The organism is Amycolatopsis samaneae (assembly GCF_039541975.1).
GTDB lineage: Bacteria > Actinomycetota > Actinomycetes > Mycobacteriales > Pseudonocardiaceae > Amycolatopsis > Amycolatopsis samaneae.
In genome coordinates this window covers 111,732-137,163 of the sequence record NZ_BAABHG010000012.1, presented here as the reverse complement: position 1 = coordinate 137,163, position 25,432 = coordinate 111,732, and the positions used below count along the sequence as shown (strand labels likewise).

Annotated in this window: 25 protein-coding genes and 1 pseudogene; 14 read left to right on the top strand and 12 right to left on the bottom strand. The window is 68.9% G+C overall.

The window, feature by feature from the left end; genetic code table 11:
- The first annotated feature begins 260 nt into the window (after positions 1–260).
- A complete protein-coding gene (locus tag ABD987_RS29590; RefSeq protein WP_345401111.1) occupies positions 261–1,778 on the top strand; it encodes a sensor histidine kinase in 1,518 nt (505 codons plus the stop codon).
- 402 nt (positions 1,779–2,180) lie between these two features.
- Here the strand turns inward: ABD987_RS29590 and ABD987_RS29585 are convergent, their stop codons facing one another.
- Complete coding sequence (locus ABD987_RS29585; RefSeq protein ID WP_003059797.1) at positions 2,181–2,435, bottom strand: WhiB family transcriptional regulator; 255 nt, start codon at positions 2,433–2,435, stop codon at positions 2,181–2,183.
- Positions 2,436–2,693: 258 nt separating this feature from the next.
- Positions 2,694–3,632, bottom strand: a complete 939-nt coding sequence (locus tag ABD987_RS29580) for a diacylglycerol/lipid kinase family protein (protein WP_345401109.1) — start codon at positions 3,630–3,632, stop codon at positions 2,694–2,696.
- A gap of 348 nt (positions 3,633–3,980) precedes the next feature.
- On the opposite strand from ABD987_RS29580, the gene ABD987_RS29575 reads away from it, so the two are divergent.
- A complete protein-coding gene (locus tag ABD987_RS29575; RefSeq protein ID WP_345401106.1) occupies positions 3,981–4,469 on the top strand; it encodes a hypothetical protein in 489 nt (162 codons plus the stop codon).
- A 258-nt stretch (positions 4,470–4,727) separates the two neighbouring features.
- Here ABD987_RS29575 and ABD987_RS29570 read toward each other — a convergent pair whose 3' ends face one another.
- Together ABD987_RS29570 and ABD987_RS29565 are read right to left on the bottom strand one after the other, a co-directional pair.
- Positions 4,728–5,210: a GNAT family N-acetyltransferase gene (locus ABD987_RS29570; RefSeq protein ID WP_345401103.1), complete on the bottom strand. Its 483-nt coding sequence runs from the start codon at positions 5,208–5,210 to the stop codon at positions 4,728–4,730.
- Positions 5,210–5,800: an acid phosphatase gene (locus ABD987_RS29565; protein WP_345401100.1), complete on the bottom strand. Its 591-nt coding sequence runs from the start codon at positions 5,798–5,800 to the stop codon at positions 5,210–5,212. The genes ABD987_RS29570 and ABD987_RS29565 overlap by 1 nt, the downstream gene beginning before the upstream one ends.
- 132 nt (positions 5,801–5,932) lie before the next feature.
- On the opposite strand from ABD987_RS29565, the gene ABD987_RS29560 reads away from it, so the two are divergent.
- Positions 5,933–6,409, top strand: coding sequence for a hotdog fold domain-containing protein (locus tag ABD987_RS29560; RefSeq protein ID WP_345401096.1), 477 nt, complete (start codon positions 5,933–5,935; stop codon positions 6,407–6,409).
- On the opposite strand, the gene ABD987_RS29555 is transcribed toward ABD987_RS29560, so the two are convergent.
- The gene (locus tag ABD987_RS29555) at positions 6,406–6,837 is read right to left on the bottom strand and encodes a hypothetical protein (protein WP_345401093.1); all 432 of its coding nucleotides are present in this window, start codon (positions 6,835–6,837) and stop codon (positions 6,406–6,408) included. The two genes, ABD987_RS29560 and ABD987_RS29555, sit on opposite strands and share 4 nt — an antisense overlap.
- Here ABD987_RS29555 and ABD987_RS29550 point away from each other — a divergent pair.
- Together ABD987_RS29550 and ABD987_RS29545 are read left to right on the top strand one after the other, a co-directional pair.
- Positions 6,823–7,122 carry a hypothetical protein gene (locus ABD987_RS29550; RefSeq protein WP_345401090.1) on the top strand — a complete coding sequence of 100 codons (300 nt, stop codon included), beginning with the start codon at positions 6,823–6,825 and terminating at the stop codon, positions 7,120–7,122. The two genes, ABD987_RS29555 and ABD987_RS29550, sit on opposite strands and share 15 nt — an antisense overlap.
- A gap of 73 nt (positions 7,123–7,195) precedes the next feature.
- Positions 7,196–8,812: a GMC oxidoreductase gene (locus ABD987_RS29545; RefSeq protein WP_345401087.1), complete on the top strand. Its 1,617-nt coding sequence runs from the start codon at positions 7,196–7,198 to the stop codon at positions 8,810–8,812.
- Here the strand turns inward: ABD987_RS29545 and ABD987_RS29540 are convergent.
- The 3 genes from ABD987_RS29540 to ABD987_RS29530 all read right to left on the bottom strand — a co-directional run bounded on the left by ABD987_RS29540 (position 8,805) and on the right by ABD987_RS29530 (position 10,344).
- The gene (locus ABD987_RS29540; protein ID WP_345401084.1) at positions 8,805–9,245 is read right to left on the bottom strand and encodes a MarR family winged helix-turn-helix transcriptional regulator; all 441 of its coding nucleotides are present in this window, start codon (positions 9,243–9,245) and stop codon (positions 8,805–8,807) included. The two genes, ABD987_RS29545 and ABD987_RS29540, sit on opposite strands and share 8 nt — an antisense overlap.
- 13 nt (positions 9,246–9,258) lie before the next feature.
- Positions 9,259–9,669, bottom strand: a complete 411-nt coding sequence (locus ABD987_RS29535) for an SRPBCC family protein (protein ID WP_345401081.1) — start codon at positions 9,667–9,669, stop codon at positions 9,259–9,261.
- Positions 9,670–9,735: 66 nt separating this feature from the next.
- Entirely contained in the window at positions 9,736–10,344 is a 609-nt protein-coding gene (locus ABD987_RS29530) for a dTDP-4-dehydrorhamnose 3,5-epimerase family protein (RefSeq protein WP_345401078.1), read from the bottom strand.
- 377 nt (positions 10,345–10,721) lie between these two features.
- On the opposite strand from ABD987_RS29530, the gene ABD987_RS29525 reads away from it, so the two are divergent.
- Positions 10,722–11,927, top strand: coding sequence for an NAD(P)-dependent malic enzyme (locus tag ABD987_RS29525; RefSeq protein WP_345401660.1), 1,206 nt, complete (start codon positions 10,722–10,724; stop codon positions 11,925–11,927).
- A gap of 374 nt (positions 11,928–12,301) precedes the next feature.
- On the opposite strand, the gene ABD987_RS29520 is transcribed toward ABD987_RS29525, so the two are convergent.
- Positions 12,302–13,720: a bis-aminopropyl spermidine synthase family protein gene (locus ABD987_RS29520; protein ID WP_345401075.1), complete on the bottom strand. Its 1,419-nt coding sequence runs from the start codon at positions 13,718–13,720 to the stop codon at positions 12,302–12,304.
- Positions 13,721–13,827: 107 nt separating this feature from the next.
- On the opposite strand from ABD987_RS29520, the gene ABD987_RS29515 reads away from it, so the two are divergent.
- The 5 genes and pseudogenes from ABD987_RS29515 to ABD987_RS29495 all read left to right on the top strand — a co-directional run.
- Entirely contained in the window at positions 13,828–14,916 is a 1,089-nt protein-coding gene (locus ABD987_RS29515; protein WP_345401072.1) for an ABC transporter ATP-binding protein, read from the top strand.
- Positions 14,916–15,611 (top strand): ABC transporter permease, encoded by a 696-nt coding sequence (locus ABD987_RS29510; RefSeq protein ID WP_345401069.1) that lies wholly within the window; start codon positions 14,916–14,918, stop codon positions 15,609–15,611. The genes ABD987_RS29515 and ABD987_RS29510 overlap by 1 nt, the downstream gene beginning before the upstream one ends.
- A complete protein-coding gene (locus ABD987_RS29505; protein ID WP_345401067.1) occupies positions 15,608–16,312 on the top strand; it encodes an ABC transporter permease in 705 nt (234 codons plus the stop codon). Before ABD987_RS29510 ends, ABD987_RS29505 begins: the two co-directional genes overlap by 4 nt.
- The gene (locus ABD987_RS29500; protein ID WP_345401064.1) at positions 16,309–17,205 is read left to right on the top strand and encodes an ABC transporter substrate-binding protein; all 897 of its coding nucleotides are present in this window, start codon (positions 16,309–16,311) and stop codon (positions 17,203–17,205) included. Before ABD987_RS29505 ends, ABD987_RS29500 begins: the two co-directional genes overlap by 4 nt.
- A 529-nt stretch (positions 17,206–17,734) precedes the next feature.
- Positions 17,735–18,901, top strand: a pseudogene (locus tag ABD987_RS29495) (S8 family peptidase); the annotation flags it as partial.
- A 90-nt stretch (positions 18,902–18,991) separates the two neighbouring features.
- On the opposite strand, the gene ABD987_RS29490 reads toward ABD987_RS29495, so the two are convergent.
- Both ABD987_RS29490 and ABD987_RS29485 read right to left on the bottom strand, forming a co-directional pair.
- Positions 18,992–19,231 carry a DUF397 domain-containing protein gene (locus ABD987_RS29490; RefSeq protein WP_345401061.1) on the bottom strand — a complete coding sequence of 80 codons (240 nt, stop codon included), beginning with the start codon at positions 19,229–19,231 and terminating at the stop codon, positions 18,992–18,994.
- Positions 19,218–20,093, bottom strand: a complete 876-nt coding sequence (locus tag ABD987_RS29485) for a helix-turn-helix domain-containing protein (RefSeq protein ID WP_345401058.1) — start codon at positions 20,091–20,093, stop codon at positions 19,218–19,220. The genes ABD987_RS29490 and ABD987_RS29485 overlap by 14 nt, the downstream gene beginning before the upstream one ends.
- Before the next feature lie 119 nt (positions 20,094–20,212).
- Between ABD987_RS29485 and ABD987_RS29480 the strand changes: the two genes are divergently transcribed.
- Positions 20,213–20,527, top strand: coding sequence for a hypothetical protein (locus ABD987_RS29480; protein ID WP_345401055.1), 315 nt, complete (start codon positions 20,213–20,215; stop codon positions 20,525–20,527).
- A 75-nt stretch (positions 20,528–20,602) separates the two neighbouring features.
- Here the strand turns inward: ABD987_RS29480 and ABD987_RS29475 are convergent, their stop codons facing one another.
- Positions 20,603–24,313, bottom strand: coding sequence for a multifunctional oxoglutarate decarboxylase/oxoglutarate dehydrogenase thiamine pyrophosphate-binding subunit/dihydrolipoyllysine-residue succinyltransferase subunit (locus ABD987_RS29475; RefSeq protein WP_345401052.1), 3,711 nt, complete (start codon positions 24,311–24,313; stop codon positions 20,603–20,605).
- 237 nt (positions 24,314–24,550) lie between these two features.
- On the opposite strand from ABD987_RS29475, the gene ABD987_RS29470 reads away from it, so the two are divergent.
- On the top strand, positions 24,551–25,099 hold the full coding sequence (locus ABD987_RS29470; protein WP_345401049.1) for a YbaB/EbfC family nucleoid-associated protein: 549 nt from the start codon (positions 24,551–24,553) through the stop codon (positions 25,097–25,099).
- Positions 25,100–25,111: 12 nt separating this feature from the next.
- Positions 25,112–25,432, top strand: a complete 321-nt coding sequence (locus tag ABD987_RS29465) for a type VII secretion target (RefSeq protein WP_345401046.1) — start codon at positions 25,112–25,114, stop codon at positions 25,430–25,432.

Here is a 25,432-nt window from a genome sequence, read left to right as displayed (position 1 = left end):
TCACTCCTTGCGTATGTTCCAGACCGTGGGTGGCCACTGCGGGGCGCTCGCGCGCCTGCCGGGCTCGGGTCAACCTCCCTAGTGTGGCATGCGCGCCTCTCGCCTGGTCGGGCGCCTGTGCCGATGGTTGGATGGTGGCCGGACAGGCAGGAGGACGTCGATGGCCGAAAACAGGGCGGAAGTGGCCGCCACCGTGTGCGACGGGGGCGCGGTGACCGTCGTCCGGCGGGGCAACCCGCTCGGGACGGTCGAGTAACCCGGTGTCCACGCTCGCCGATCTGCTCGCCGACAACACCGGCCTCCCCGGCGCGGCGGCGGATCACCTCCAGACCGTCGTCGCCGAGTGGCAGCTGCTCGCCGACCTTTCGTTCGCCGACTTCCTGCTGTGGGTCCCGGTCGCCAGGGACCTGCAGCCCGAGGGCGGCGACTTCGTCTGCGTCGCCCACGCCCGGCCGACGACGGCGCCCACCGCGCATCCCGAGGACGTCGTCGGCACCCGCTTCACCGTCGAGGAGCATCCGCAGCTCGCGCGCGCCATGCGGGAGAAGCGGATCTGCCGCGAGGAGGACCCGCACTGGTACCGCGATCTGCCGATGCGCCGCGAAGCCGTTCCGGTCACCTACGGCGGCGAGGTCATCGCGGCGCTCAGCCGGGAGACGAACCTGGCGGCGCCACGGGTCCCGAGCCCGCTGGAGATCGCCTACCTCGGCAGCGCCGGTGACCTGTGCCAGATGATCGTCGACGGGACTTTTCCCAGTCGTGGCAACGAAACCGACACGCACACCAGCCCGAGGGTCGGGGACGGGCTGATCCGGCTCGACCCGAGCGGGACGGTCGTGTTCGCCAGTCCGAACGGGCTGTCCGCGTATCACCGGATGGGGCACGAATCGGATCTGGTCGGGACCAGGCTGGCGCCGCTGACGCGATCGCTGATCCGTGACCCGTTCGACGCGACCGAGGTGTCGCACCGGATCATCGAGGCACTCGACGGCAAGCCGAGCAGCCGGACCGAGGCCGATTCGCGTCGCGGCGCCGTGGTCCTGTTCCGCGCGCTGCCGCTGCGCCCGGCCGGGCAGGCCGCGGGCGCGCTGGTGCTGGTGCGCGACGTCACCGAGGTCAAACGGCGGGACCGCGCGCTGCTGTCCAAGGACGCGACGATCCGGGAGATCCACCACCGGGTCAAGAACAACCTGCAGACCGTCGCCGCGTTGCTGCGGCTCCAGTCCCGGCGGACGAGCTCGGAGGAGGCGCGGCTCGCGCTCGCCGAGTCGGTGCGGCGGGTGACGTCGATCGCGCTGGTGCACGAGGCGCTGTCGATCTCCGTGGACGAGCGGGTCGACCTGGACAGCCTGCTCGACAACGTGCTGCCGATGGTGGGCGAGGTGGCCACCGCGGAGTCCCAGGTCAGTCTTTCCCGGGAGGGTTCCTTCGGCGTCGTCGTCGCGGAGATCGCGACACCGCTGGTGATGGTGCTGGCCGAGCTGGTGCAGAACGCCGTCGAGCACGCGTTCCCGAATGGACGGTCGGGCAAGGTCGAGCTGATCGTGGAGCGCTCGGCGCGCTGGCTGGACGTGCTGATCCGGGACAACGGCCGCGGCCTGCCGTCCGGGTTCTCGCTGGAGCGCAGCGACGGGCTGGGCCTGCAGATCGTGCGCACGCTGGTGGAGTCGGAGCTGCGTGGCTCGCTTTCACTGCGGAAGGTCCGCACGGACGCGGAAACCCCGCGTCCCGCGGGCACGGAAGCCGCGCTCCGCATCCCGCTGTCCCGCCGTCTCTGACGAGAACTCCGCCTGAGCACACGAGATCTCCGCTCAAGCACGCGAAAGTCCCGATCGGACACTGGAGTGTCCCTTGTGGACCCTGTGCGAGAGGAGGGAACTCGCGTGAGCAGATGGAGAACTCGCGTGATTAAGGGCGTAACTCGCGTGATCGGATGGAGAACTCACGAGGAAGGGCCGACACCTGAGGGTGTCGGCCCTTTCCACGTGGTGCGGGAGGACTTGAAGTCCTGGCGAGGCTACGTGGTACCCGTGCCCGGGCGGTTTCGCCTCGCTTGATAAAATTGAGTCGGGTAGGTGTCACCGTGGACGACGCGGGCGCGCTGCTACCGCGCCGGGTGAATTTCCCGGCTTCGTGGGTCGAACTGTGGTGCTGTGCTGAAGCGGTGTTGCGGGGGAACTTCAGGCGTTGGTGCGCGTGCCGATGTGCGTGCGGCGGCGCTTGAGGGCGCGTCGCTCGTCCTCGCTCATGCCGCCCCACACGCCGGCGTCCTGGCCGCTGGCCAGAGCCCAGGCCAGGCAGTCGGAGGCGACGGTGCAGCGGTGGCACACGGCCTTCGCCTGCGTTACCTGCGACAGAGCAGGACCGCTGGTTCCCACGGGGAAGAACAGCTCGGGGTCCTCGTCTCGGCAGGCCGCGTCGTGGCGCCAGTCCATGTTCGTGAGCTCCTTCATAACGGCGCGGTACTCCGCGCCATAGTCGTCATGGCGGTCGTGTTTTTGGGTGCTTGTGAATGCTTTCACGAAGCACCGCTTTCGACAAGGGTTTTCCGAAGATCGGTGAGTCAGCTCACCCGGCCGAGCGACGCGTCTGACCTGCGGTTTCGTTCCGAAACAGCCTTCTGTTGGGAAGGCTGATGCGGTGAGTGGAGGTTCTGCGTCGACGAACGGCAGATGGCACTTTGCCGCAGGCGATCAAAGGTCCGGTGGCGACACGACTACCGTGAGTGCATCCGGGACACTGACGAACTCCACCTCGGTCCGCTGCCCGACCAAGTCGCCGTCCACCTGGAAGTGTACCGGTTCAGCTGCGTCGATGCGGATCTTCGCGAGGTCATCGTGACGAAGGAGACGCCGCCCCCGTTGGTTGCTCTCGGTGAGCAAAGCTTGCCGTACATGCCTGAACACGGTCGGCAAACCCATACCGTTCAACGCGAACAGGCCGAGCCCGGCCTCGAACGAGCAGCCGCTGTTGAGATGCACGGCGCGGTTGCCCAGGTAGGTCCACGGATCGGTGTTGGACACGAAAGCGGTCAACGCCTCGGCGGGTTCCTGCTCACCGGGTAGCTGGATGGTGAGCGGCGGGCGCCCGAGCGGCGGCCGGAAGTAGCTGCCGACGGCGGCGCGGAGGTACAGGGCCGCGCTCGTCTGCTTGCCGCGGCGTTTCGCGACCTTCCCGACGACGTCGGCGTCCCAGCCGAGCCCGGCGTTGAAGGTGAACCAGTGCCCGTCGGCGAGGCCGAGACCGATCCGGCGGGAGTCGTCGTGCTCCAGCGCATACAGCAGCTGATGGGTGGCCTCGACGGGATCGGGGGAGATGCCCAGTGCGCGGGCGAAGACGTTGGCCGAGCCGCCGGGCACGACGCCGAGCATCGGGCCCTCGGTCATTTTCGCGGGGTCGGCGTCCGCCAGCAGGCCGTTGACGACCTCGTTCACGGTGCCGTCCCCGCCGTGCGCCACGACGAGGTCGAACCCGTCCCGTGCCGCCGCCCTGGCCACCGCGAGCGCGTGCCCCCGGTAGTCGGTTTCGACGACGTCGAGCTTCACCTGGCTGGCGAGCGCGTGCGCCAGCACGTCCCGGCCACCGGCGGTGGTCGAGGTGGCTTGGGGGTTCACGACGAGGATCGCGCGCACTACCGCAGGGTAAGTGACGTCCGGCGGGCGGAGAACCTTCCAGCGCGCAAGGGTGACCAGAAGCTCAAGCCCGCGAACCGGCACAGCCGGCGGGTGGCGTCCTCGCAACAGCACCGAATGACCCTGTGGCGGGCGGCCCTCCTTCTGCTGCCGGTGAGTGTCCGCTCGTCGTGACAAGTGCACCCGGGCCGACCGCCCGCTCATCGACGACACTGCTGATTTTTGCCGTCCGGCGGCCCCGCGAAAACGGCCGACCGGGTGGCATACCATCGAAAGTGCTCACGTACGGTGACTCGCCCAGGTCGAGGCCACCGCGCCCCGGAAAAGCAGCCAGGAAGGCCGCCCGACGTGCCCCTCGCCGACAAGCTCTCGCCCGCTCCTCGTGAGGTCCGGCTGGCCGGCGCCCTCGCCGCCCTGCCCTCGCTCGGGCTGCTCGTCTTCGGGGTGATCGTGCTGGTCAGGGGGCTCCGGGAGCCCGCGCTGCCCGGTAACAACATCTACGCCGAGGTCGGCACCTACCTCGTGCTGGGCCTGCTGTTCCTGGCCGCCGCGGTGGGGCTGGTCCTCGGGAAGACCTGGGCCCGGTCGCCCGGCGTGGTCGTCGGGCTGATGCTCGTCGGGATCGGCTGGTACATCCTCGGACCGTCCGGTCGCCCGGCGTGGGGTGTGCCGCTGGCGATCCTCGGTATCGCGACGCTGGTGCTGCTGTTCCGCCGTCCGGCCCGCGCGTGGGCGCTGGGGATGCAGGACGGCGAGTCCGAGGAGGATGCCGCCGAGCGTGGCGGCCTCGCCGGACGCCGCGCCGAACGCGAACGCCGCGAGCAGGAGCACGACTGACCAGCGGTTTTTGCCGGGCAGGTGAGAGCAAGGGACCTTTGCTCTCGTTCTATGCGCGTGCATACAACGGTAGTAAAGGTCCCTTGCTCCGCTCCGGCGGTAGCAAAGGTCCCTCGCTCCCGTTCCGGCCGTGGCTCATGCGCCCCAATGTGGCGTTCGGTGCGTCCAACGCACCGAACGCCACATTGGGTGCGTCCAGCGCACCCAATGCCACATTGGGGCGCTCGACCGCCGGGGAACAGCGCCGGGTGAGTGCGGTCAGGCCTGGGCGGCCAGAGTGCGCAGGGAGTCGTCGGTGAGGCGGTTCACGGTCCATTCGTCCATCGGGACCGCGCCGAGGGACTTGTAGAACTCCGTCGCCGGGTTCCAGTTCAGCACCCACCACTCCAGCCGGGCGTAGCCGCGCGCGACGCATTCGGCGGCCAGTGTCGCGAGCATCGCCTTGCCCAGCCCGGTGCCCCGCTGTGACGGGCGGACGTAGAGGTCTTCCAGGTAGATCCCGTGCACCCCGCGCCAGGTCGAGAAGTTCAGGAACCACAGCATGAACCCGACGATCTCGCCGTCGACCACGGCGACGTGCCCGAACAGGGCCGGGGACTCGCCGAACAGCGCCGCCCGCAGCTGGTCCGCGGTCAGGTGGCACTCGTCCGGGGCGCGTTCGTACTCGGCGAGGTCGTGGACCAGTTCGACGACGGCGTCGACGTCCTCTTCGCGGACGCGGCGGATGCGCTCGTCGGGCATCAGGCCTCCAGCAGCGGCAGCAGGTTGAGGTGCTCGATCTGCGGTTCGCCGCGTTCGTCGCCGAGCACCGCGATACCGGCCGGGTCGAGTCCGAAGTGGACACCCGAGGTGGCGGGCAGCCCGAGCCAGCGGGCCACCAGCACCCGGCTGAAGTGCCCGTGGCCCACCAGGACGACGTCGCCGTGCTCGATCTCGCGCCGGGCGCGGTCGAGCAGCTTGTCCGCCCGTGCCCGTACGTCTTCGGCGCTTTCGCCGCCCGGCATCGGGTGCGTCCACACCGTCCAGCCGGGAACCGTTTCGCGGATCTTCGGGGTGGTGATGCCCTCGTAGTCGCCGTAGTCCCATTCGGCGAGGTCCTCGGTGACCTCGTCCACGCGCAGCCCGGCCAGCTCGGCCGTGCGCTGGGCACGGGCGCGCGGGCTGGACAGGACGAGCGCCGGGCCGCCGACCAGCATGCGCAGGGTGCCGCCCGCCGCGCGTGCCTGGCCTTCGCCCGCGGCGGTCAGCGGGATGTCGGTGCGTCCGGTGTGCCTGCCGTTGACCGACCATTCGGTCTGGCCGTGCCTGAGAAGAAAAAGCCGATGAGCCACGGGCCCGAATATACGGCTCCCGGCCCGTTCGCGAAGCCGGTTCCCCACTGGGGAGACCGGGAGCACAACGACCGGGTGAACGGTCGCGAGTACAGTGCCTACTGGCTAGTAGGTTTGTGGACGGAGACAGACATGGCAGACAACGCGACGTTCGCGCTGTGGCGCAAGCTGACCGCGAAACCGGGCGGGAAGCAGCTGTTCTCCGCCGCGATGTGCCTGCGGGTGCCCTACTTCCGCACCGTGCTGCCCTCGGTGCGCGAGCTGCGGCCCGGGCACTGCGAGGTGACCGCGCCGAAGTGGTGGGGCGTCTACAACCACATCGGCACCTTCCACGCGATCGCCGCGTGCAACCTCGCCGAGATCGCGATGGGCATGCTCGCCGAGGCCACCGTCCCGGCGACGCACCGCTGGCTGCCTAAGGGCATGACGGTCGCGTACGTCGCCAAGGCGGAGACGAGCCTGCGCGCGGTCGCCGAACTCCCCGAGCTGCCCGAGTTCGGCGAGGACGGTTTCGAGCTGCCCGTGCCGGTGACCATCACCGACACGAACGGTAAACCGGTCGTGACGGCGACGATCACCATCTGGGTCACGCCGAAGAAGAAGTCCTAGTACCACTTGTACTGCACGAATGACTCCTGTTTGAACACGTTGTGCCCGGAGGGTGACGGCAGGCCGAGGCGGTGGTCGACGAGGGCGCCGAAGGGCCCGCAGTGCTGTGTCGCGGGCAGTGCGAGCTGCTGATCGATGATGCCGAAGAAGTAGGTCTCCGGCTTCGGGGAAATCACCACGGGATCCACAGTGTCGTCGTTGTATACGACCGAACGCACTGGTTTCCCTGGCGTGCCGATCGAACATTCGCGACCGAGCAGTGGATGCCGCAGTGTGGCGTAGAGGTCGAGTTCGCCGCGGCGGTTCCCGATCGTCAGGAAGTCGAAGTGGCCGCCGTAGTGCAGCTGGATCGTCGCGCCGGGGAGACCGGGAATCGGGGCGGGCGAGTGGTGCAGGGCGCCCCAGACCTGGGCGTGTCGCCCCTGCACCTTGCCTTCGGCGAAGTCATCCGCATCTCGCCGAGCGGGATCTCCCGGCCGCGGATGGCCAGGGATCCCTGGGAGACGAAGTTCTCGCACCGCCAGGTGCCGGGGTCCGCGCCCGCGGGCGGTGCCGGGCAGTCGCGGAAGTCGAACGCGGGCACCGGTTTCGGAGTGCCCGCCGGGGGTGTCGGATTCAGGGTCAGTGCTGCTGCGGTGAGTCCGGCGGCGGCCAGCGTGAACAACGTCATGGCGTTCAGCCTGCTGTGGCGTGCACCACACCGCATCGGGTGAATCACCCAGGGGAAACCCGGAAAATCGGACTCAACTAAACGGCGTTTACCAACTTGGTGCGACGATCGCGGGCATGTCTGTCTTCAGCCGTCGCCGTTTTCTCGGCCTCGCCGCGCTCAACACCGCCGCCGCGCTCGGCGTCACGACCGTTTCGGCCAGGACGGCCCGCGCGGAGAGCGCGCCCCTGCCCGAGGAGGTGCCCGCCGTCGTGATCGGCAGCGGCTACGGGGCAGCGGTCACCGCGCTGCGCCTCGGCGCTGCGGGCGTCGACACGCTGGTGCTGGAGATGGGCCGGCTCTGGAACGGCACGGGCGCGGACGGGAAGACCTTCTGCGACATGCTGAAACCGGACGAACGCTCGATGTGGTTCGCCGGCCGCACCCAGGCGCCGCTCGCCTCGTTCCTCTGGCTCGACGTGGTGAACCGCGACATCAGGCCCGCCGCCGGTGTCCTGGACCGGGTGAACTACGGCGACATGTCCGTCTACGTCGGCCGCGGTGTCGGTGGCGGCTCGCTGGTCAACGGCGCGATGGCGGTGACGCCGAAGCGGGACTACTTCACCGAGATCCTGCCCGAGGTCGACGCGGACGAGATGTACCGCGTGTACTTCCCGAGGGCCAACGCGGAACTCGGCACCAACCACGTGGATCCCGGCTGGTTCGAGAGCTGCAAGTCCTACCAGTACGCGCGGGTGTCCAGGAAGGCGGCGCGACGGGCCGGGCTGACCACGACCTTCGTGCCCAGCGTGTACGACTTCGGCTACCTCCAGCGGGAGGAGGCCGGCCTCGTCCCGCGCTCGGCGCTGGCGTCCGAGGTCATCTACGGCAACAACCACGGCAAGCGTTCGCTCGACAAGTCGTACCTCGCCGCCGCGCTCGGCACCGGGCACGTCACCATCCAGGCGCTGCACCAGGTCCGCGAGATCCTCCGCCAGCCCGACGGCCGCTACACCCTCGTCGTGCGCGAGATCGACGCCGACGGCACGGTGCTCGTGACCAAGCACGTCACCACGCGGTTCCTGTTCCTCGGCGCGGGCAGCCTCGGATCCACCGAGTTGCTGGTGCGGGCCCGCGAAACCGGTCGCCTGCCCGCGCTGAACGACCAGGTCGGGCAGGGCTGGGGCACCAACGGCAACGTCATGCTCGGCCGGGCGAACCACGTCTGGGACCTCACCGGCGCGAAGCAGTCCTGCATGCCCGCGCTGGGTATCGACAACTGGCACGATCCCGAGCACCCGGTGTTCGCCGAGATCGCGCCGATGCCCGCCGGTCTCGAAAACTGGGTGAGTCTCTACCTCGCGATCACGAAGAACCCCGAGCGTGGCCACTTCGGCTACGACGCCGCCACCGACTCCGCCCGGTTGCACTGGACGGCCGGGCAGGGCCAGTCCTCGATCGACGCGGCGAAGTCGTTGTTCGACCGGATCAACCGGGCCAACACCACGATCTACCGGCGCGACCTCTTCGGCGACACGAGGGCGTTCGAGAACCGGTTCACCTATCACCCGCTGGGCGGACTGGTGCTGGGCAAGGCGACCGACAACTACGGCCGGGTGAAGGGCTACCGGAACCTGTACGTCGTGGACGGTTCGCTCATCCCGGGCAGCACCGGCGTGAACCCGTTCGTGACGATCACCGCGCTGGCCGAGCGCAACGTCGAGCGCGTGCTCGCGGAGGATGTGCTCAGCTGAGCTCGCCGAGCGCGGCCACGAATCCGTCGGCGCGGTCACCGAGCCGGGCGAAGAACTCGGCGTCGGCCGCCTCGACGTCGGTGAGGGCCTTGGCGACCACGGCAAGTCCGGCCTCGGTGAGCCGAAGCCGCTTCGCGCGGGCATCCGCCGGATCATCCTCGCGGGCCAGCAGGCCGCGTTCGGCGAGTTTGCGGACCACCTGGCTGGTCATCATCGTGTCGGTGCCCGCCTGCTCGGCCAGCTGCCGCTGTGTCGGTGGCTCGCCGGACTTGGCGAGCCACCACGTCGAGGTCAGCAGCACGAACTGGACGTGGGTGAGGTCGTGCGGGGCGAGCGCGGCCCGCATCGCGCGCTGCCAGGTCAGCGTCACCCGCCACAGCAGGAAGCCCGGGCTCCGGTCGGGTCCCGGCAGTCGTGAATCCGGTCCGTTCATGCGGTCGGCTCGCTCATGCCACCGAGCATGCCTCAGCCCGCTTCGCCAGCGCGCGCATGGCGTCCGGGGTGTCCTCGGTGACGGCGGGCCCCAGATCCGCCGGGCCGTCGACGGTGATCCGATAGTGGATCCGGGTGCCTTCGTCGAGATCCTCCAGCCGGTGCTCGAACCGCAGCGTGGCGTCCGGCAGGCGGGTCTCGTCGGTGAAGCCGCGGCCGGGCTCGACCTCGATCAGGGTGAACGGTACGGGCCGCCCGTCGATCACCATCGTGCCGCTCGTGCCCACGGCGAACGGTCCGCTCATCGTCACCGAGGTGACCGATCCGTCCCATTCGGCCCAGGTCGCGGTGTCCGCCCACAGGGCCCACACCGCGGCCGCCGGCGCGCTCGTCGTCTCACTGTGCTCGTACTCGTAAAATGCCATGCAGGCAGACTATATGCGCGCTTACTAAATGGCAAAGCCGGTAAAGGACACGCCTCCGGAGGACGGTCAGCGGGGAATCGAGCGCAGCTTGTCGTAGTACGCGACGCAGTCGTCGTACACCGGGAGGAGCCCCTGTTCGCGGGCCTCGGCCACACTCGGCGCGACGCGGTCCTTTTCGGAAAGGATCGGCGTCAGGTCGGCGGGCCACGGCAGGTCGAGCTCGGGGTCGAGCGGGTTGACGCCGTGTTCTCCCGACGGGTTGTAGGGCTCCGAGCACAGATAGCTCATGGCCGTGTCGTCCTCGAGCGCGACGAACCCGTGTCCGAGGCCCTCGGCGATGTACACCGCGCGGAAGCTGGTGGCGTCCAGCAGGACCGAGTCCCACTGACCGAAGGTAGGGGAGCCGACGCGCAGGTCGACGATGAAGTCGAGCATCGAGCCCTGGGGGCAGTACACGTACTTCGCCTGACCGGGCGGCGTGTCGGCGAAGTGGATGCCGCGGATCACCCCGCGCCGCGAAACGCTGTGGTTCGTCTGGCAGAGCCGGAGTGAGTGCCCGACCGCCGCCCGCAGCGTGTCCTCCTGATAGGGCGCGCTGAACGATCCGCGTTCGTCGGGGAATACGCGAGGCGTGAACTCGTAGGCATCAGGGACGCGCAACCGCCGGAAATCCATTGGCACACCTTATCGGGAACCTCTCAAAAACCGGACGGACGTCTTGGGTAAGGGAAAAGAAGATCGCCCTGTGACATCAGCCGCACCTCGGGGTCCGGCCCGGCCGGGGTCCTGTCACAATGAACGAACCGCCGCGTCCGCGGTCATCGCCCAACTCACGGCGTCGATGGCCGCCGAGACGCCCGGCGACAGGCCGGCGCTACCGCGCTGGGCTGCCGTGCCGGAGGACATGTCCCATGGGTGCTTTGGTGCGCCTTCGCACTGGCCCTTGTGGTCCCCCGCTCGCAGTCCCAGGAGAAAATCAAGTGACAAGCATTCGATCCGCGAGTTCCGTCTTCTCCACTGAGGAGATGACGGAAGCGACGACAGGAACGACGATGGACAACCAGGTCCGCAGCGCGGGCGACACCGGCGGTGCGCACCCGGCCCCGGTCACCGACGAGGAGATCTTCGAGCGCCACGAGGGCGGCAAGCTCGCCGTGGCGGCCACCCGGCCGATCTCCGACCCGCGCGATCTCGCCATCGCGTACACCCCGGGCGTGGCGAAGGTGAGCCGTGCGATCGCCGAGGACGCCGCCAAGGCCAAGCGGTACACCTGGGCGGACCGGCTCGTGGTCGTGGTGAGCGACGGGACCGCGGTGCTCGGGCTCGGCGACATCGGCGCGAGTGCCTCACTGCCGGTCATGGAGGGCAAGTCCGTGCTCTTCAAGACCTTCGGCGGGCTCGACTCGATCCCGCTGGTGCTGGACACCACCGACGTGGACGAGATCGTCGAGACACTCGTGCGACTGCGGCCCTCCTACGGCGCGGTGAACCTGGAGGACATCTCGGCGCCGCGCTGCTTCGAGCTGGAGGACAAGCTCAAGCAGGCGCTGGACTGCCCGGTCATGCACGACGACCAGCACGGCACCGCGATCGTGACGCTGGCCGCGCTGCGCGGGGCGAACCTGGTGCTGGGCCGCGACATCGCCGCGGAGCGCGTTGTCATCTCCGGCGCGGGCGCCGCCGGGGTGGCCTGCGCGAAGATCCTGCAGGCCGCGGGCGTCGCCGATGTCACCGTGCTGGACTCGCGCGGCATCATCCACGGAGGCCGGGACGGGCTGAACCCGGTGAAGACCGAGCTGGCTCGCACCACCAACGCCGCGGGGCTGACCGGCGGGCTGGCCGAGGCGCTGGACGGCGCCGACGTCTTCGTCGGGCTCTCCGGCGCGACCATCGACGAGACGCTGCTGGGCCGCATGGCCGACGACGCGATCGTGTTCGCGCTGTCCAACCCGGACCCGGAGGTCCACCCGGAGGTCGCGGCCCGCTACGCCTCGATCGTGGCCACCGGCCGCAGCGACTTCCCGAACCAGATCAACAACGTCCTGGCGTTCCCCGGGGTGTTCCGCGGTGCGCTCGACGCCGGCGCGCGGGCCATCACGGAGAACATGAAGCTCGCCGCGGCGGACGCGATCGTGGCCGTCGCCCAGGACGACCTCGGCCCGGACCGCATCGTGCCGAGCGCGCTCGACCCCCGGGTGGCGATCGAGGTCGCCGCCGCGGTGTCGAAGGCCGCCGAGGCCGACGGCGTCACCGGCTGACGGATTCGACCAGCGTGCTCTGAAGGCTACCTTGAGGGACTTGAGTTCCCTCATGGTGGCCTTCAGCGCGTTTGCCGAGGAGGAGCAAGGGACCTTTACTAGCGTTGCATGCGCGCGCATAGAACGCTAGTAAAGGTCCCTTGCTCTCTTTCCCCAGGTCAGGACGGGGCCGAGACACGGATTAGGGCCCCAATATGGCCTTTCCCGGCGTCACGAGCGGGCCACTCGAGACACTCGATGCTGCTGGTCGGCGTCCCGGGGCAGGCCGGGTGCCGAGGGACGCCTTCGGTGCATCCACCGCAGCGAGGGACGCCCTTGGTGCATCCAACGCACCCAGGGCGTCCCTCGGCGCGCCAACCCCGCGCCGGCCGGAACTAGCCGAGGCCCAGCAGGGCGGCCAGGCGGTGGCGGGGGACGTCGACGAGGCGGAGGTCGCGCAGGTCGTCCGGGACGTCGAGGGAGACGTTCGCCAGCCGCGCGTGCGCGCGCGTGAGGATTTCGTCGGGGTGCTCGACGGCGTCCGCGACCACGATCGCGTGCTTGTTGTCCGGGGTGCTGCGCAGGAAGCGGAGCCGGTACTTCGCCGCGGTCAGCGACGTCAGCGCCGCCTGCGAGGCGGCGTCCCCGAGGTCCGGGTGCGCGTTGGGGACCAGCAGTGCGAGCCGCTGCGCGTTCGTGCCCAGCAGGGTGCGCAGCAGCCACGGCCCCGGATCGGCCGACAGGTCCATCGCCACCGCGTCACCCTCCGGCCCGGACGCGGACCAGTCCACCGGCCGCGATTCCAGCGAGAGCCCGCCCGCCGTGGCGGTTTCGCGCAGCGCTTCGAGCAGTGCCGGTTTCGTCCCGGCCGCCTCCACCGACTGTGGACCGTGCGTGTAGATCGCGGATTTCCCTTTGCCACCACGGTTTTTCTTCGCCTTGGCGGTGGGCTGGCAAACATAGAGGTCCGCGGCGCTGCCGATCGCCTGCGCGCCGAAGTAGCGGTTGAAGTCCGGCAGGATGGCCTCGAACGTCAGCCCCAGCGTCGCCAGCGACCGCTGTACCTGCGCGCCCAGCGCGGGGTGCCGCGGGCTGTACCCGTAGGCGAACAGCAGCCTGCCCTCGCTTGGCTCGCGCAGCGCCTGCACGCCCCGCGCCGCGAACAGGCCCATGCCGTCGGCGGTGTACGGCGGATCGCTGAACACCAGGTCGGCCCGGCCGGACACCGCGGGCGGCAGGCCCACCCGCAGATCGGCGTGCACGGTGCGGACCGTCCGCTCACTCAACTCGTCCACATAGGACAGTACGCGCTCGTCGAGGTCCACCACGGTGAGTTCGGCGGCCGGGCACACCGCCCGTACCGCCAGCGACGTCAGGTCGTGGTCGCCGAGGAACAGCAGCCGCGCGCTGCTCAGGTCGTAACGTGCGTTCAGCCACAGCGCCCGGCGCAGCACCGTCTCCGGGGTCGCCTGGACGTGGTCGAGCGCGGCGAGCGGCGGCGGCACGCGCTCGACGTACCCGGTGAGGGTCGCGAGCAGGTCGGCGTGCGCGGGATCGAGGGGATCGTCGGAGATCGGAAGGGTGTAGCGCGCGTAGGACTCCGCGGCGTGCGGGGCGATCCGGAAACCGGTGTCCGTCCGATCGAGATCGTCGCCGAGCGCGGCCAGTACGTCCTCGACACTGCGCCGGGGCGCGGCGGTGCGCCGGACGAGTTCGCCGAGGTCGTGGCGACCGTCACGGAGCAGGGTGATCACCTGGTACAGCGGGCGGACGCCGACGCCGTGTGCGGCGAAGACGTCGTCGAGTGCGCTCACGGACGTACAGCGTAGCCGTCGGTCCGCCACGCCAGTGGGTGGAACGGCCGTGCCGAAGTCCCCGATCTCGGATACGGTCGATTGCCACCGGATGTGGGGAGTGACGTGTGACAATCCAATTCCGCGACGTGACCAAGCGGTATCCGGACGGAACGGTCGCCGTCGACGAACTCAACCTGACCGTCGAGGACGGCACGATCACCGTGTTCGTCGGTCCGTCCGGCTGCGGCAAGACGACGTCGCTGCGGATGATCAACCGCATGGTCGAGCCGACCTCGGGCGCCGTGCTGCTCGACGGCAAGGACGTCAGCGAGGGCGATCCGGCGTTGCTGCGCCGCGGCATCGGCTACGTCATCCAGCACGCCGGGCTGTTTCCACATAGGACGGTGCTGGACAACATCGCCACCGTGCCGCTGCTGGCCGGCTGGGACAAGCGCAAGGCCCGCGACCGCGCCGTCGAGCTGCTGGAGACCGTCGGCCTGCCCGCCGAGCTCGGCAAGCGGTACCCCGCGCAGTTGTCCGGCGGCCAGCAGCAGCGGGTCGGGGTGGCCAGGGCGCTCGCCGCCGACTCGCCGGTGCTGCTGATGGACGAGCCGTTCTCCGCGGTCGACCCGGTGGTCCGGGAGGGACTGCAGGACGAGCTGCTGCGGTTGCAGTCCCAGCTGGGCAAGACGATCGTGTTCGTCACCCACGACATCGACGAGGCGGTGCGGCTCGGCGACAAGGTCGCGGTCATGCGCGTCGGCGGGAAGCTCGCCCAGTACGGCACCCCCGCCGAGGTGCTGCGGCATCCGGTGGACGACTTCGTGGCCTCCTTCGTGGGCCGCGACCGCGGCTACCGCGGGCTTTCCTTCCTGCCCTCGACCGGCGTCGAGGTCCAGGACGTCGCGCAGATCGCGCTGGGCAGCACGCTTTCCGCGCCGAACGACGGCTGGCTGCTCGCGGTCAACGCGGACAAGCAGCCGAGAGGCTGGCTGCCCCCGAAGTCCACTGTGGAGGGCGAGCTGACCGAGGCCGATCTGGTCGCGGGCGGCTCGCTCTACGTCCAGGGCACGCCGATCCGGGGCGCGCTGGACGCCGCGCTGTCCTCGCCCGCCAGCCTCGGCGTCGTCGTCGACGACGAGCACCGGGTGCTCGGCGCGGTGGTGGCGCGGCAGGTCCTCGAGGTGATCGAAGCGTCGCCGCAGGGGTCCTGATGGGTGACTTCTTCGAGGAGCTCGGCAGCTACCTCGGCAGCGCCAACAACCGCGCGCAGCTGCTCGGCAACCTGCTCGACCACATCTACCTGTCCCTGGTGCCGCTGGTGCTCGGCATCGTGGTGGCGATCGCCGCGGGCTGGCTCGGGCATCGGTTCCGGCAGGTCCGCAGTGTCCTTTTCGTACTGTCCAATCTGCTCTACACGATCCCGTCGCTGGCGTTGTTCGTGGTGATCCCCGGCCTCATCGGCACCCGGATCCTGAACAGTGTCAACGTGATCGTCGCGCTCACCATCTACACCGCGGCCCTGCTGGTGCGCCCGGTGCTCGACGCGCTCGACGCCGTGCCGCCGCACATCACCGCGGCGGCCACCGCCATCGGCTACCGCGCGCCGCGCCGGTTCCTCGGCGTCGAGCTGCCGCTGGCGGTGCCGGTGCTGGCGGCCGGGGTGCGGGTGGCGTCGGTGAGCAACATCAGCCTGGTCAGCGTCGGCGCGCTGATCGGCACCGGCGGTCTCGGGGTGCTGTTCACCGACGGCTTCCAGCGGGAGTACTTCTCCCCGATCGTCGTGGGCATCGTGCTCACCCTGCTGCTGGCGCTGGTGGTCGACCTGGTGCTGGTGCTGCTGCGCAACGTCCTCACGCCATGGGAACGGGCGGGTAAGACACCCGTGCTGGAAGGGGCGGCGGCATGATCTCCGACCTGTTCTCCTGGTTCGGCGACCCGGCGCACTGGCAGGGGCCCGACGGCATCGGCACCCGGCTCGCCCAGCACCTCGGCTACATCGGGCTGGCGCTGGTGATCGCGCTCGTCATCGCGCTGCCGCTGGGGCTGTTCGTCGGGCACACCGGGCGGGGCGCCGTCCTGCTGGTCAGCGCGGGCAACGCGATCCGCGCGCTGCCGACGCTGGGCCTGGTGACCTTCCTGTTCCTGCTGTTCACCGAAAGCACTACGGCGACGGTGATCGGGCTCGTCGTGCTCGCCGTGCCTCCGGTGCTCGCCGGGACCTACGCCGGGATCCAGGCGGCCGAGCACGACGTCGTCGACGCGGCGGAGGGCATCGGCATGACCGGGCCACAGACCTTGTGGAAGGTGGAGCTTCCGATCGCGCTTCCGTTGGTACTGGGCGGAATTCGTAACGCCGTGCTGCAACTGGTCGCGACGGCCGCGGTGGCCGCGTACGTGGGGCTCGGCGGGCTCGGCCGGTTCCTGCTCGACGGACTGGCCATTTTGGACTACACCGAGGTGGTCGCCGGCGCGATCCTCACGGCGCTGCTGGCGATCGTGCTGGACGTCGTGCTGGCGGCACTGCAACGGGCGCTGGTGCCCAGGGGAGTCCGGCTCGCCGCGCACGCGGCGTCCGGGAAGGCCGTCGCCGCCGGAGGTGTCGCGTGAAGCGGGTACTCGCCGTTCTGACCGCCGGGCTGGCCCTGTTCACCACGGCGTGCGGGAATCCGCTCGCCGGTGGTGGCGAGGGCGGCAGCACCGGAGACATCGTCATCGGCGCCTCCGACGTGGGGGAGAGCCTGCTGCTCGCGCAGATCTACGCGGGCGCGCTGCGCAACGCGGGCGCGGAGAACGTCACCGTGCACCCGCCGGTCGGCAGCCGCGAAGTCGTGGTGAAGGCGTTGCAGGACAAGTCGCTCTCGGTGGTCCCGGACTACAGCGGGAACCTGCTGCGGTACTTCGACAAGAACGCGACGGTGACCACCTCCCAGGAGGTCTACGCGGCGCTGAAGGAGAAGGTCCCCGCCGGGTTCGAGGTGCTGGCGCAGGCCCCGGCCGAGGACAAGGACCTGCTCGTGGTCGGGAAGCAGCTGGCCGAATCCGGGGTGCGGACGTTCTCCGACCTCGGGCCGCGCTGCAAGGACCTGGTGCTCGGCGGGCCGGGCCAGTGGAGCAGCCGCTGGAAGGACCGGATCAAGCAGCTCTACGGCTGCGAGTTCAAGGAGATCCGCACGACCGACACCGGCGGCCCGGTCACCGTGGCGGCGCTCAAGTCGGGCGAGGTCCAGGTGGCGGACCTGTTCAGCACGTCGTCGACCATCGCGGCCAACGGGTTCGTCCCGCTCGTCGACGACAAGAACATGTTCCCCGCGCAGAACATCGTGCCGCTGGTGGCCAAGGGCACGCTTTCGCCGGGGGAGACCGACGCGCTGAACCGGGTGTCCGCGGCGCTGACCACCGAGCAGCTGACCGAGCTGAACGTCCAGTTCACCGAGCGGAAGCGCAACCCGCTGGACATCGCCGACGAGTTCCTGACCCGGAACGGCTTGAAGAAGGACTGATCGGCGACAGCATCGGAAGCGCGGCGCCGCGTCCGAGGGACGCCCTGGGTGCGCTGGATGCACCAAGGGCGTCCCTCGCTGCGCTGGACGCACCGAAGGCGTCCCTCGGCACGGCCGGGCACAGCTTTCGGGGCAGAACCTCGGGGTGACCGTTTCCTCTGCCACCAACGTCGGCGACTTTGGTAGTCGGCCGTTCGAGTGAGCATGGGCGCCGGGAGATTGCTACCCAACGTGTTGGTTGCGGTAGTGGGTTACTTTCCGGCAAACCCTGCTGGTTCGCCCAGTGCAAGGTGGTCGGCTGTTCGCCGACATGGCGGCGTACGAATGGCCTAACGCCGGAAAAGTCCGAAAAGGACCGGCAAGGATCGTTCTTTCTCGCTCGGCGCGCCGCGTCCTAATCTCGGCGTTACGTTCCTCGTGAACGAGCTTCACGTATTCGGCGCTCCAGACACGCCCCATCGGCGGCCCGGCCGGGCCGTCCGATCGCTCATGCCCAGGAGGACGAGTCTTGCGGAAATCCCTCGAGAAAATGGGTAAGCGACTCCCAGTCGTAGGAATCGCTGCAGCCGTCGCGGTCGTTACCGTGCTCGGTGGAAATGCTGTCGCGTCGGCGAAGGAGGGGACAGTTCGGGGCGCCGGGAGCGCCAACGCGGTGCAGGACAGCTACATCGTCGTGCTGAAGGACGGGCTCTCCCTCGGCAGCGTGGCGAAGCAGGTCACCAACCGGCACGGTGGGGCGATCGCGAAGACCTTCTCGACGCTGCACGGCTTCTCCGGCCGGATGAGCGAGACGCAGGCGAAGCGGATCGCGGCCGACCCGGACGTCGCCTTCGTCGAGCAGAACAAGGTCGTGCACGTCGCGACGGACCAGGCGAACCCGCCGTCGTGGGGCCAGGACCGCGTCGACCAGAAGAACCTGCCGCTGGACAAGAAGTACAGCTACGAGGCGAGCGGTTCGGGTGTCACGGCCTACGTGATCGACACCGGGATCTACACCCAGCACGCCGACTTCGGCGGGCGCGCGACCTCGGGCCACGACTTCGTGGACAACGACGACGACGCGACCGACTGCAACGGCCACGGCACGCACGTGTCCGGCACCATCGGCGGCAAGACCTACGGCCTGGCCAAGGACGTCAAGCTGGTCGGCGTCCGGGTGCTGGACTGCCAGGGCTCGGGCACCCTCGAAGCCGTCACCGCCGGGATCGACTGGGTCACCCAGAACGCCAAGAAGCCCGCCGTGGCGAACATGAGCCTCGGTGGCGGGGTTTCGGACGCGCTCGACGCCGCGGTGAAGAAGTCGATCGACGCCGGTGTCACCTACGGCATCGCCGGGGGCAACAACAACGGCGACGCGTGCCAGAACTCGCCCGCCCGCACGCCGGACGCGATCACCGTGGGCGCGACGGCCAAGGACGACTCGCGCGCCACCTACTCCAACTACGGCAAGTGCCTCGACATCTTCGCGCCGGGCACGGACATCACCTCGTCGTGGATCGGTGGCACCAGCGCCAGCAAGACCATCAGCGGCACGTCGATGGCGACGCCGCACGTGGTCGGCGCGGCCGCGCTGTACCTGTCGAAGAACACCTCGGCGACGCCGAAGCAGGTGCGCGACGCCCTGGTGAACAGCGGCACCAAGGACAAGGTCACCAACCCGGGGACCGGCTCCCCGAACGTCCTGCTCTACACCGGCGCCTGATCTCTTGACGCGCTGAGACGGTCCGTGAATGCCACATTGAGGGACTCTGAGTCCCTCAATGTGGCATTCACGGACCTTTGCCGGTTAGGCGGTGGTGCGGGTGAGCAGGGCGCGCCACTGGGCGTGACCGACGGAGAGGGTGCCGCCGTCGCGGTCCTTGGTGTCGCGGATCAGGACCTCGTCGGGCTTCGGGGCCACCTCGACACAGTTGCCTTGACCGGCGGTGTGGGTGGATACACGCCAGCCGACCTCGACACAGTTACCGTTGCCGGTCGTGTAGCTGCTCGTTCGCCAGCCGATGGCGAACCGCTCACGGGAGGTCATCGTGTTCCTCTCGAGTTCCGGACAGCTCGATTGCCAAGCTGCGAATCCTGTCCATCGATTGTGCCTCTGACAGTGCACTTTTCGCTAGCGCCGCAACGATCTGCTGGTATGCCGTGATTTCCTCGGGCTCCTCCATGAAGTTGGTTGAGGTCACGCTCTCGACGTAGACGACCGGGTTGATGTGCTGGAACTCCATCAGTGTGAAGGAGCCAGCGGTACCGGCATGTGCGCCGAACGAAGCGGGGAGCACGCGCAATGCGATGTAGGGGCGCACCGACATGCGCAGAAGATGGTGCAGTTGATCAGACATCACGTTTTTGCCGCCGACGGGCAGGTGCAGCACGAACTCGTGGACGTAGAAGACGAACTTCGCGGGGCGGGGGCGGCTGAAGATCTCCTGTCGGGCCATCTGTGTCGCAACACGTTCGTCCACTTCCTCGGCGGGAATGTTGACGATGCGGGTGATCACTGCCCTGGCATAGTCGGCCGTCTGGAGCGAGCCCGGCAGCAGTAGCGCCTGAAAGTCGTGGATGGTGACAGCTTTGTCCTCGTGGTCGAGGTAGGTCCGAAGCTGGGGCGGGAGGCGGGAGCCGTGCTGCTGGTACCAGCCGGGGCGGTTCGCCTCGCGGCACAGCGCCTCCAGGCGTTCCTTCTCCTTCCCGGACACGCGGCAGAGGCCGAGCAGATGCGCGACCTCCTTTTCCTTCACCGCGCGTTTTCCGGTCAGCATCCGGGAAACCTCGCTCGGCGAACACCCGAGGTGCCGGGCGACCTCCTTGCCGGTGAGCCCGGCCGCTTCGATGACGCGGCGAAGTCCTTCGCCGAGTTCCCGGCTCTTCACGGTGGTTTCGTGGTCCGCCATGCGGTCACGCTAGAACCGCGCCGTCGGCGTTTCCGGCAGGAACACGACGGTTCCACCGGAACGGGCCATCGATTGGCCGAGCCGAAATCGGTTGACTGGCAGCCAGGAGGTTCAACGAAATGAAACCAATTTCGCAGTCCCACCAAAGGGCGTTGTGGTTGCTGCGTAACGAGATCTACCAGCAGCTCGACGAGGTGGAGTTCCTGGCGATGCGGTCGGCGTTGTGGACCGAGGACGAGCAGCTCACGGCGGGCCGGGTGTTGGGTGATCTGGTGACGGTGCTGCGGACGTTCGTCGCCCGCCACGCCGAGGACGAGCAGGGCCAGTGCCGGGTGTGCGAAAAGCCGTGGCCGTGCGGGAACATCGACGCCATCCACGAGTCCATGCGGGACCCCGGCGCCGAATTCCTCAAGCTCGCCGGCGTCCTGACCTGACCCCAAACGCTCTGAAGGCCACCTTGAGGGAACTCAAGTCCCTCAAGGTGGCCTTCAGAGGCTTTTATGCGCGGATTATTCGAAGGCCTTGGCGATCAGGGCCTTCTGCTCGACCTCGTGCACCTTGGACGAGCCCGCCGACGGCGCCGCCATCGGACGGCGCGCCGAGATCTCGAGTCCGCCGAACTGCTCCGGGAACTTCCGCGGCAGGTTGAGGCCGAAGAACGGCCAGGCGCCCTGGTTTTCCGGCTCCTCCTGGACCCACATGAGCTTCGCGCCCGCGTAGCGCTCGACCGCGGCGAGGAGCTTCTTCTTGGGCAGCGGGTAGTACTGCTCGATCCGCACGATCGCGATGTCGTCGACACCGCGCTTGGCGCGCTCGGCGACGAGCTCCCAGTACATCTTCCCGGAGGTCAGCAGCACCTTGCGGATCTTGCCGGGGTCGGCCGTGGCGTCGTCGATGACCGACATGAACTTCGACTGGTCGGTGAAGTCCGCCACCGCCGACTTGACCGCCTTGTCCCGCAGCAGGCGCTTCGGGGTGAAGACGATCAGCGGCCGCTGGATGCCGTCGAGGGCGTGCCGGCGCAGCAGGTGGAAGTAGTTCGCCGGGGTGGACGGCACCGCGACGGTCATCGAGTTCTCCGCGCACAGCGAGAGGAAGCGCTCGATGCGGCCGGAGGTGTGGTCCGGGCCCTGGCCCTCGTGGCCGTGCGGCAGCAGCAGCACGACGTCGGAGCGCTGGCCCCACTTCGCCTCGCCGGAGGAGATGTACTCGTCGATGACGGTCTGCGCGCCGTTGACGAAGTCACCGAACTGCGCTTCCCACGCCACGAGCGCCTCGGAGTTGGCCACCGAGTAGCCGTACTCGAAGCCGACGGCCGCGTACTCCGACAGCGCCGAGTCGTAGATCATCACCCGGCCTTGGCCCTCGGCCAGGTTCTGCAGCGGGGCGTACTCCTTGCCCGTCTTGCGGTCGATGAACACCGAGTGCCGCTGGGTGAAGGTCCCGCGTCGCGAGTCCTGGCCGGACAGCCGGACCAGGCGGCCCTCCAGCGCCAGCGACCCGAACGCGAGCAGCTCGCCGAAGGCCCAGTCGATGTCGCCCTCGCGCGACATCTTGAGCCTGCGCTCCATGACCGGCTTGACCCGCGGGTGCGGCGTGAAGCCCTCGGGCACGTCGACGAAGGCGTCGCCGATGCGCTCGATGGTCTCCTTGCTGACCGCCGTCGGCACCTTCGCCGGGATCTGCTGCTCGTTCTCGACCGAGGGGCTGGCCTTCGGCGGGTGCTTCTCCAGCTCGCGGACCTCGTTGAAGACGTGCTCCAGCTGGCTGGAGAAGTCGCGCAGCGCGGCCTCGGCCTCCTCGACGGAGATGTCGCCACGGCCGATCAGCGACTCGGTGTAGCCCTTACGGACCGAGCGCTTGGTGTCGATGATGTCGTACATCGCCGGCTGCGTCATCGACGGGTCGTCGCCCTCGTTGTGGCCGCGGCGGCGGTAGCAGATGAGGTCGATGACGACGTCCTTGTGGAACGCCTGCCGGTACTCGACGGCCAGCTGCGCCACCCAGTGCGCGGCCTCCGGGTCGTCGCCGTTCACGTGGAAGATCGGCGAGCCGATCATCTTCGCGACGTCGGTGGCGTACTGCGAGGAGCGCGAGTGCTCCGGCGCGGTGGTGAAGCCGACCTGGTTGTTGACGATGACGTGCACGGTGCCGCCGGTGCGGTATCCGCGCAGCAGCGCCAGGTTCAGGGTCTCGGCCACGACGCCCTGGCCCGCGAAGGCCGCGTCGCCGTGCATCAGCACCGGCAGCACGGTGTAGCCCTCGCCACCCTTGTCGAGGATGTCCTGCTTGGCGCGGACGATGCCCTCCAGGACCGGGTCGACGGTCTCCAGGTGCGAGGGGTTCGCGGTCAGCGACACCTTGGTCTCGCCGTCGCCGAACATCCGGAAGTACTTGCCCTCGGCGCCGAGGTGATACTTCACGTCACCGGAGCCGTGCGCCTGGCCGGGGTCGAGGTTGCCCTCGAACTCCTGGAAGATCTGGCTGATCGGCTTGCCGACGATGTTGGCCAGCACGTTCAGCCGGCCGCGGTGCGGCATGCCGATGACGACCTCGTCAAGCTCGTGCTCGGCGGCCTTGTCGAGGATGGTGTCGAGCAGCGGGATCGCCGTCTCGCCGCCCTCCAGCGAGAACCGCTTCTGGCCGACGTACTTGGTCTGCAGGAACGTCTCGAACGCCTCGGCGGCGTTGAGCTTGGAGAGCACGTACTTCTGGACCGCGGGGTCCGGCTTCTCGTGCGGCTTCTCGACGCGGTCCTGGATCCAGCGGCGCTCCTCGGGGTCGAGGATGTGCGTGTACTCGATGCCGACGGTCCGGCAGTACGAGTTGCGCAGCACGCCCAGGATGTCGCGCAGCTTCATCCGCTCCTGACCGGCGAAGCCGCCGACCGGGAACTCGCGGTCCAGGTCCCACAGGGTGAGGCCGTGGGAGAGGACGTCGAGGTCGGCGTGGCTGCGCTGGCGGTAGTTCAGCGGGTCCGTGTCGGCCATCAGGTGACCGCGGATGCGGAACGCGTCGATCAGCTCGATGACGCGCGCGGTCTTGTCGACCGGGCCGTCCGGGATGTCGGCGACCCAGCGGATCGGCTCGTACGGCAGCCGCAGGCTGGTGAAGACGTCGTCGTAGAAGCCGTCCTCGCCGAGCAGCAGCTGGTGGATGCGCTTGAGGAACTCGCCGGACTCCGCGCCCTGGATGATGCGGTGGTCATAGGTCGAGGTCAGCGTCATGATCTTGCTGATGCCGAGGTCGACCAGCGTCTTCTCACTGGTGCCCTCGAACGCGGCCGGGTACTGCATGGCGCCGACGCCGATGATCGCGCCCTGACCGGCCTGTAGGCGCGGCACCGAGTGGTTGGTGCCGATGCCGCCCGGGTTGGTCAGCGAGATCGTGGTGCCCGCGAAGTCGTCGGCGGTCAGCTTGTTGTTGCGCGCCTTCTTGACGATGTCCTCATACGCCTGCCAGAACTGCAGGAACGTCATGTCCTCGCAGCCCTTGATCGACGCCACGACCAGGGTGCGGGAGTTGTCCTTGCCCTTCATGTCGATCGCGAGGCCGAAGTTGACGTGCTCCGGCGTGACCGCGAACGGCTTCCCGTCGATCAGCTGGTAGTGCCGGTTCATGTTCGGGAAGCTCTTCAGCGCCCGCACCATCGCGTAGCCGATGAGGTGGGTGAAGGAGATCTTCCCGCCGCGCGTGCGCTTGAGGTGGTTGTTGATGACGATGCGGTTGTCGGCCATCAGCTTGGCCGGGACCGCGCGCACGCTGGTCGCGGTGGGCACGGACAGCGAGGCGTCCATGTTCTTCGCGATCGCGGCGGCGGCGCCACGCAGCGGCTTGGACTCCGGCTCGCCCTGCGTCGCGGGCTTCGCGGCGGGCTTGGCGGCCTTGGCGGGCGCGGGCTTGGCGTCGGCGGGCTTGGCCGCGGGCTTCGGGGCCGCGGGCGCCGGGGCGGCGGCCTGCTTGGCGGCGGATGCGGCGTTCTGCACGGCCTGCGTTGTTGGCGGAGTGGGCTGCCCGTTCGTGGTGCTCGCGGCCTGCGCGTCGGCGGTCTGGCGGGCCGTGTCGGCCTTCGCCTGTGCCGTCTGGGTCGGCTTGAAATCCGCGAAGAAGTCGTGCCAGGCGGCATCGACTGAGGAGGGGTCTGCGAGGAACTGGTCGTACATCTCTTCGACCAGCCACTCGTTAGGGCCGAATTGTGACGCAGGGCTGCTGCTGGACACGGCTTGGGCTCGCCTCTATCCGTCTCGATCTTGAATCGGGGTGATGCGCCTACCAGGCTAACCCCCTCCGTAACAGGCGTGTGATCGAACTGGCTTGTGTGAGGCGTGGCGCACTAGGGCATAGGTCACTGATTCGATCACTGACTCGATACAGATCGGGAGGTGACCGGCTTGCCCAGGTGCGGGGAACCAGGGGAAGGTCACTTCCGTCAGTACCGGAGAGCGGAAGGGGCCGAGGTGGCGGATCTGTCGGACGTCGAACAGATGGTCGACGACTGGGAGCGGGACGCGGTCGCGCGGTCACAGCGCTTCCAGGCGATGCAGGAGCAGGTGGGGCAGATCTCGCTCACCGGGACGGTCGCCGGGGGCGCGGTCAGCGTCACGGTGGGTCACAACGGCCTGCCCACCGCGATCAAGATGACCGACGGCGTCCGCTCGATGAGTCCCGACGAGATCGCCGCCAACGTGATGAAGGCGATCCAGAAGGCACAGTCGCAGTACCCGGAGAAGATGCGCGAGATCCTCGCCGAGACCGTCGGCGACGACGAAGCCTCGCGGCACATCGCGGAGACCGCCGAGCGGAACTTCCCGGACGCGCCGGAGGAGGACCCGGAGCCCGCGCTGCCCGCCGAGCCGCAGCGCCGGCTGTTCGAAACGGACGAGGAGCCCGCACCGCCGCCGCGGACCCCGCCGCCCGCGCCCAAGCCACCCGCCGCACCCCGCCGTCCCGCGCCGCCGGACGACGACGAGGACTTCGGCGACCAGAGTTTCCTGCGACGCGACTAGGGGGAGTGGGTCATGCCCGACGGAGGCTTCAAGGTCCTCGGCGAGGAACTGGGGACGCACGAGAGCAAGGTGCGGGGTTTCGCCGACCGGATGAAGGCCGCGGTCGACGCCGCGCAGCAGGTCACCATGGACAACAGCGCGTACGGCGTCATCTGCCAGCCGTTCGCGCTGCTGCTGGACCCGTTCGAGGAAATGGGCGTGCGCGCGCTGCAACAGGCGTCGGACTCGATCAACGGCACCGCGGACAAGGTCAAGGACGCCGCGGACGCCTACCGCAAGCAGGACGAGGCGTCCGTCGACGCGATCAAGAAGGCCGGGCCGAAGGACGCCTGA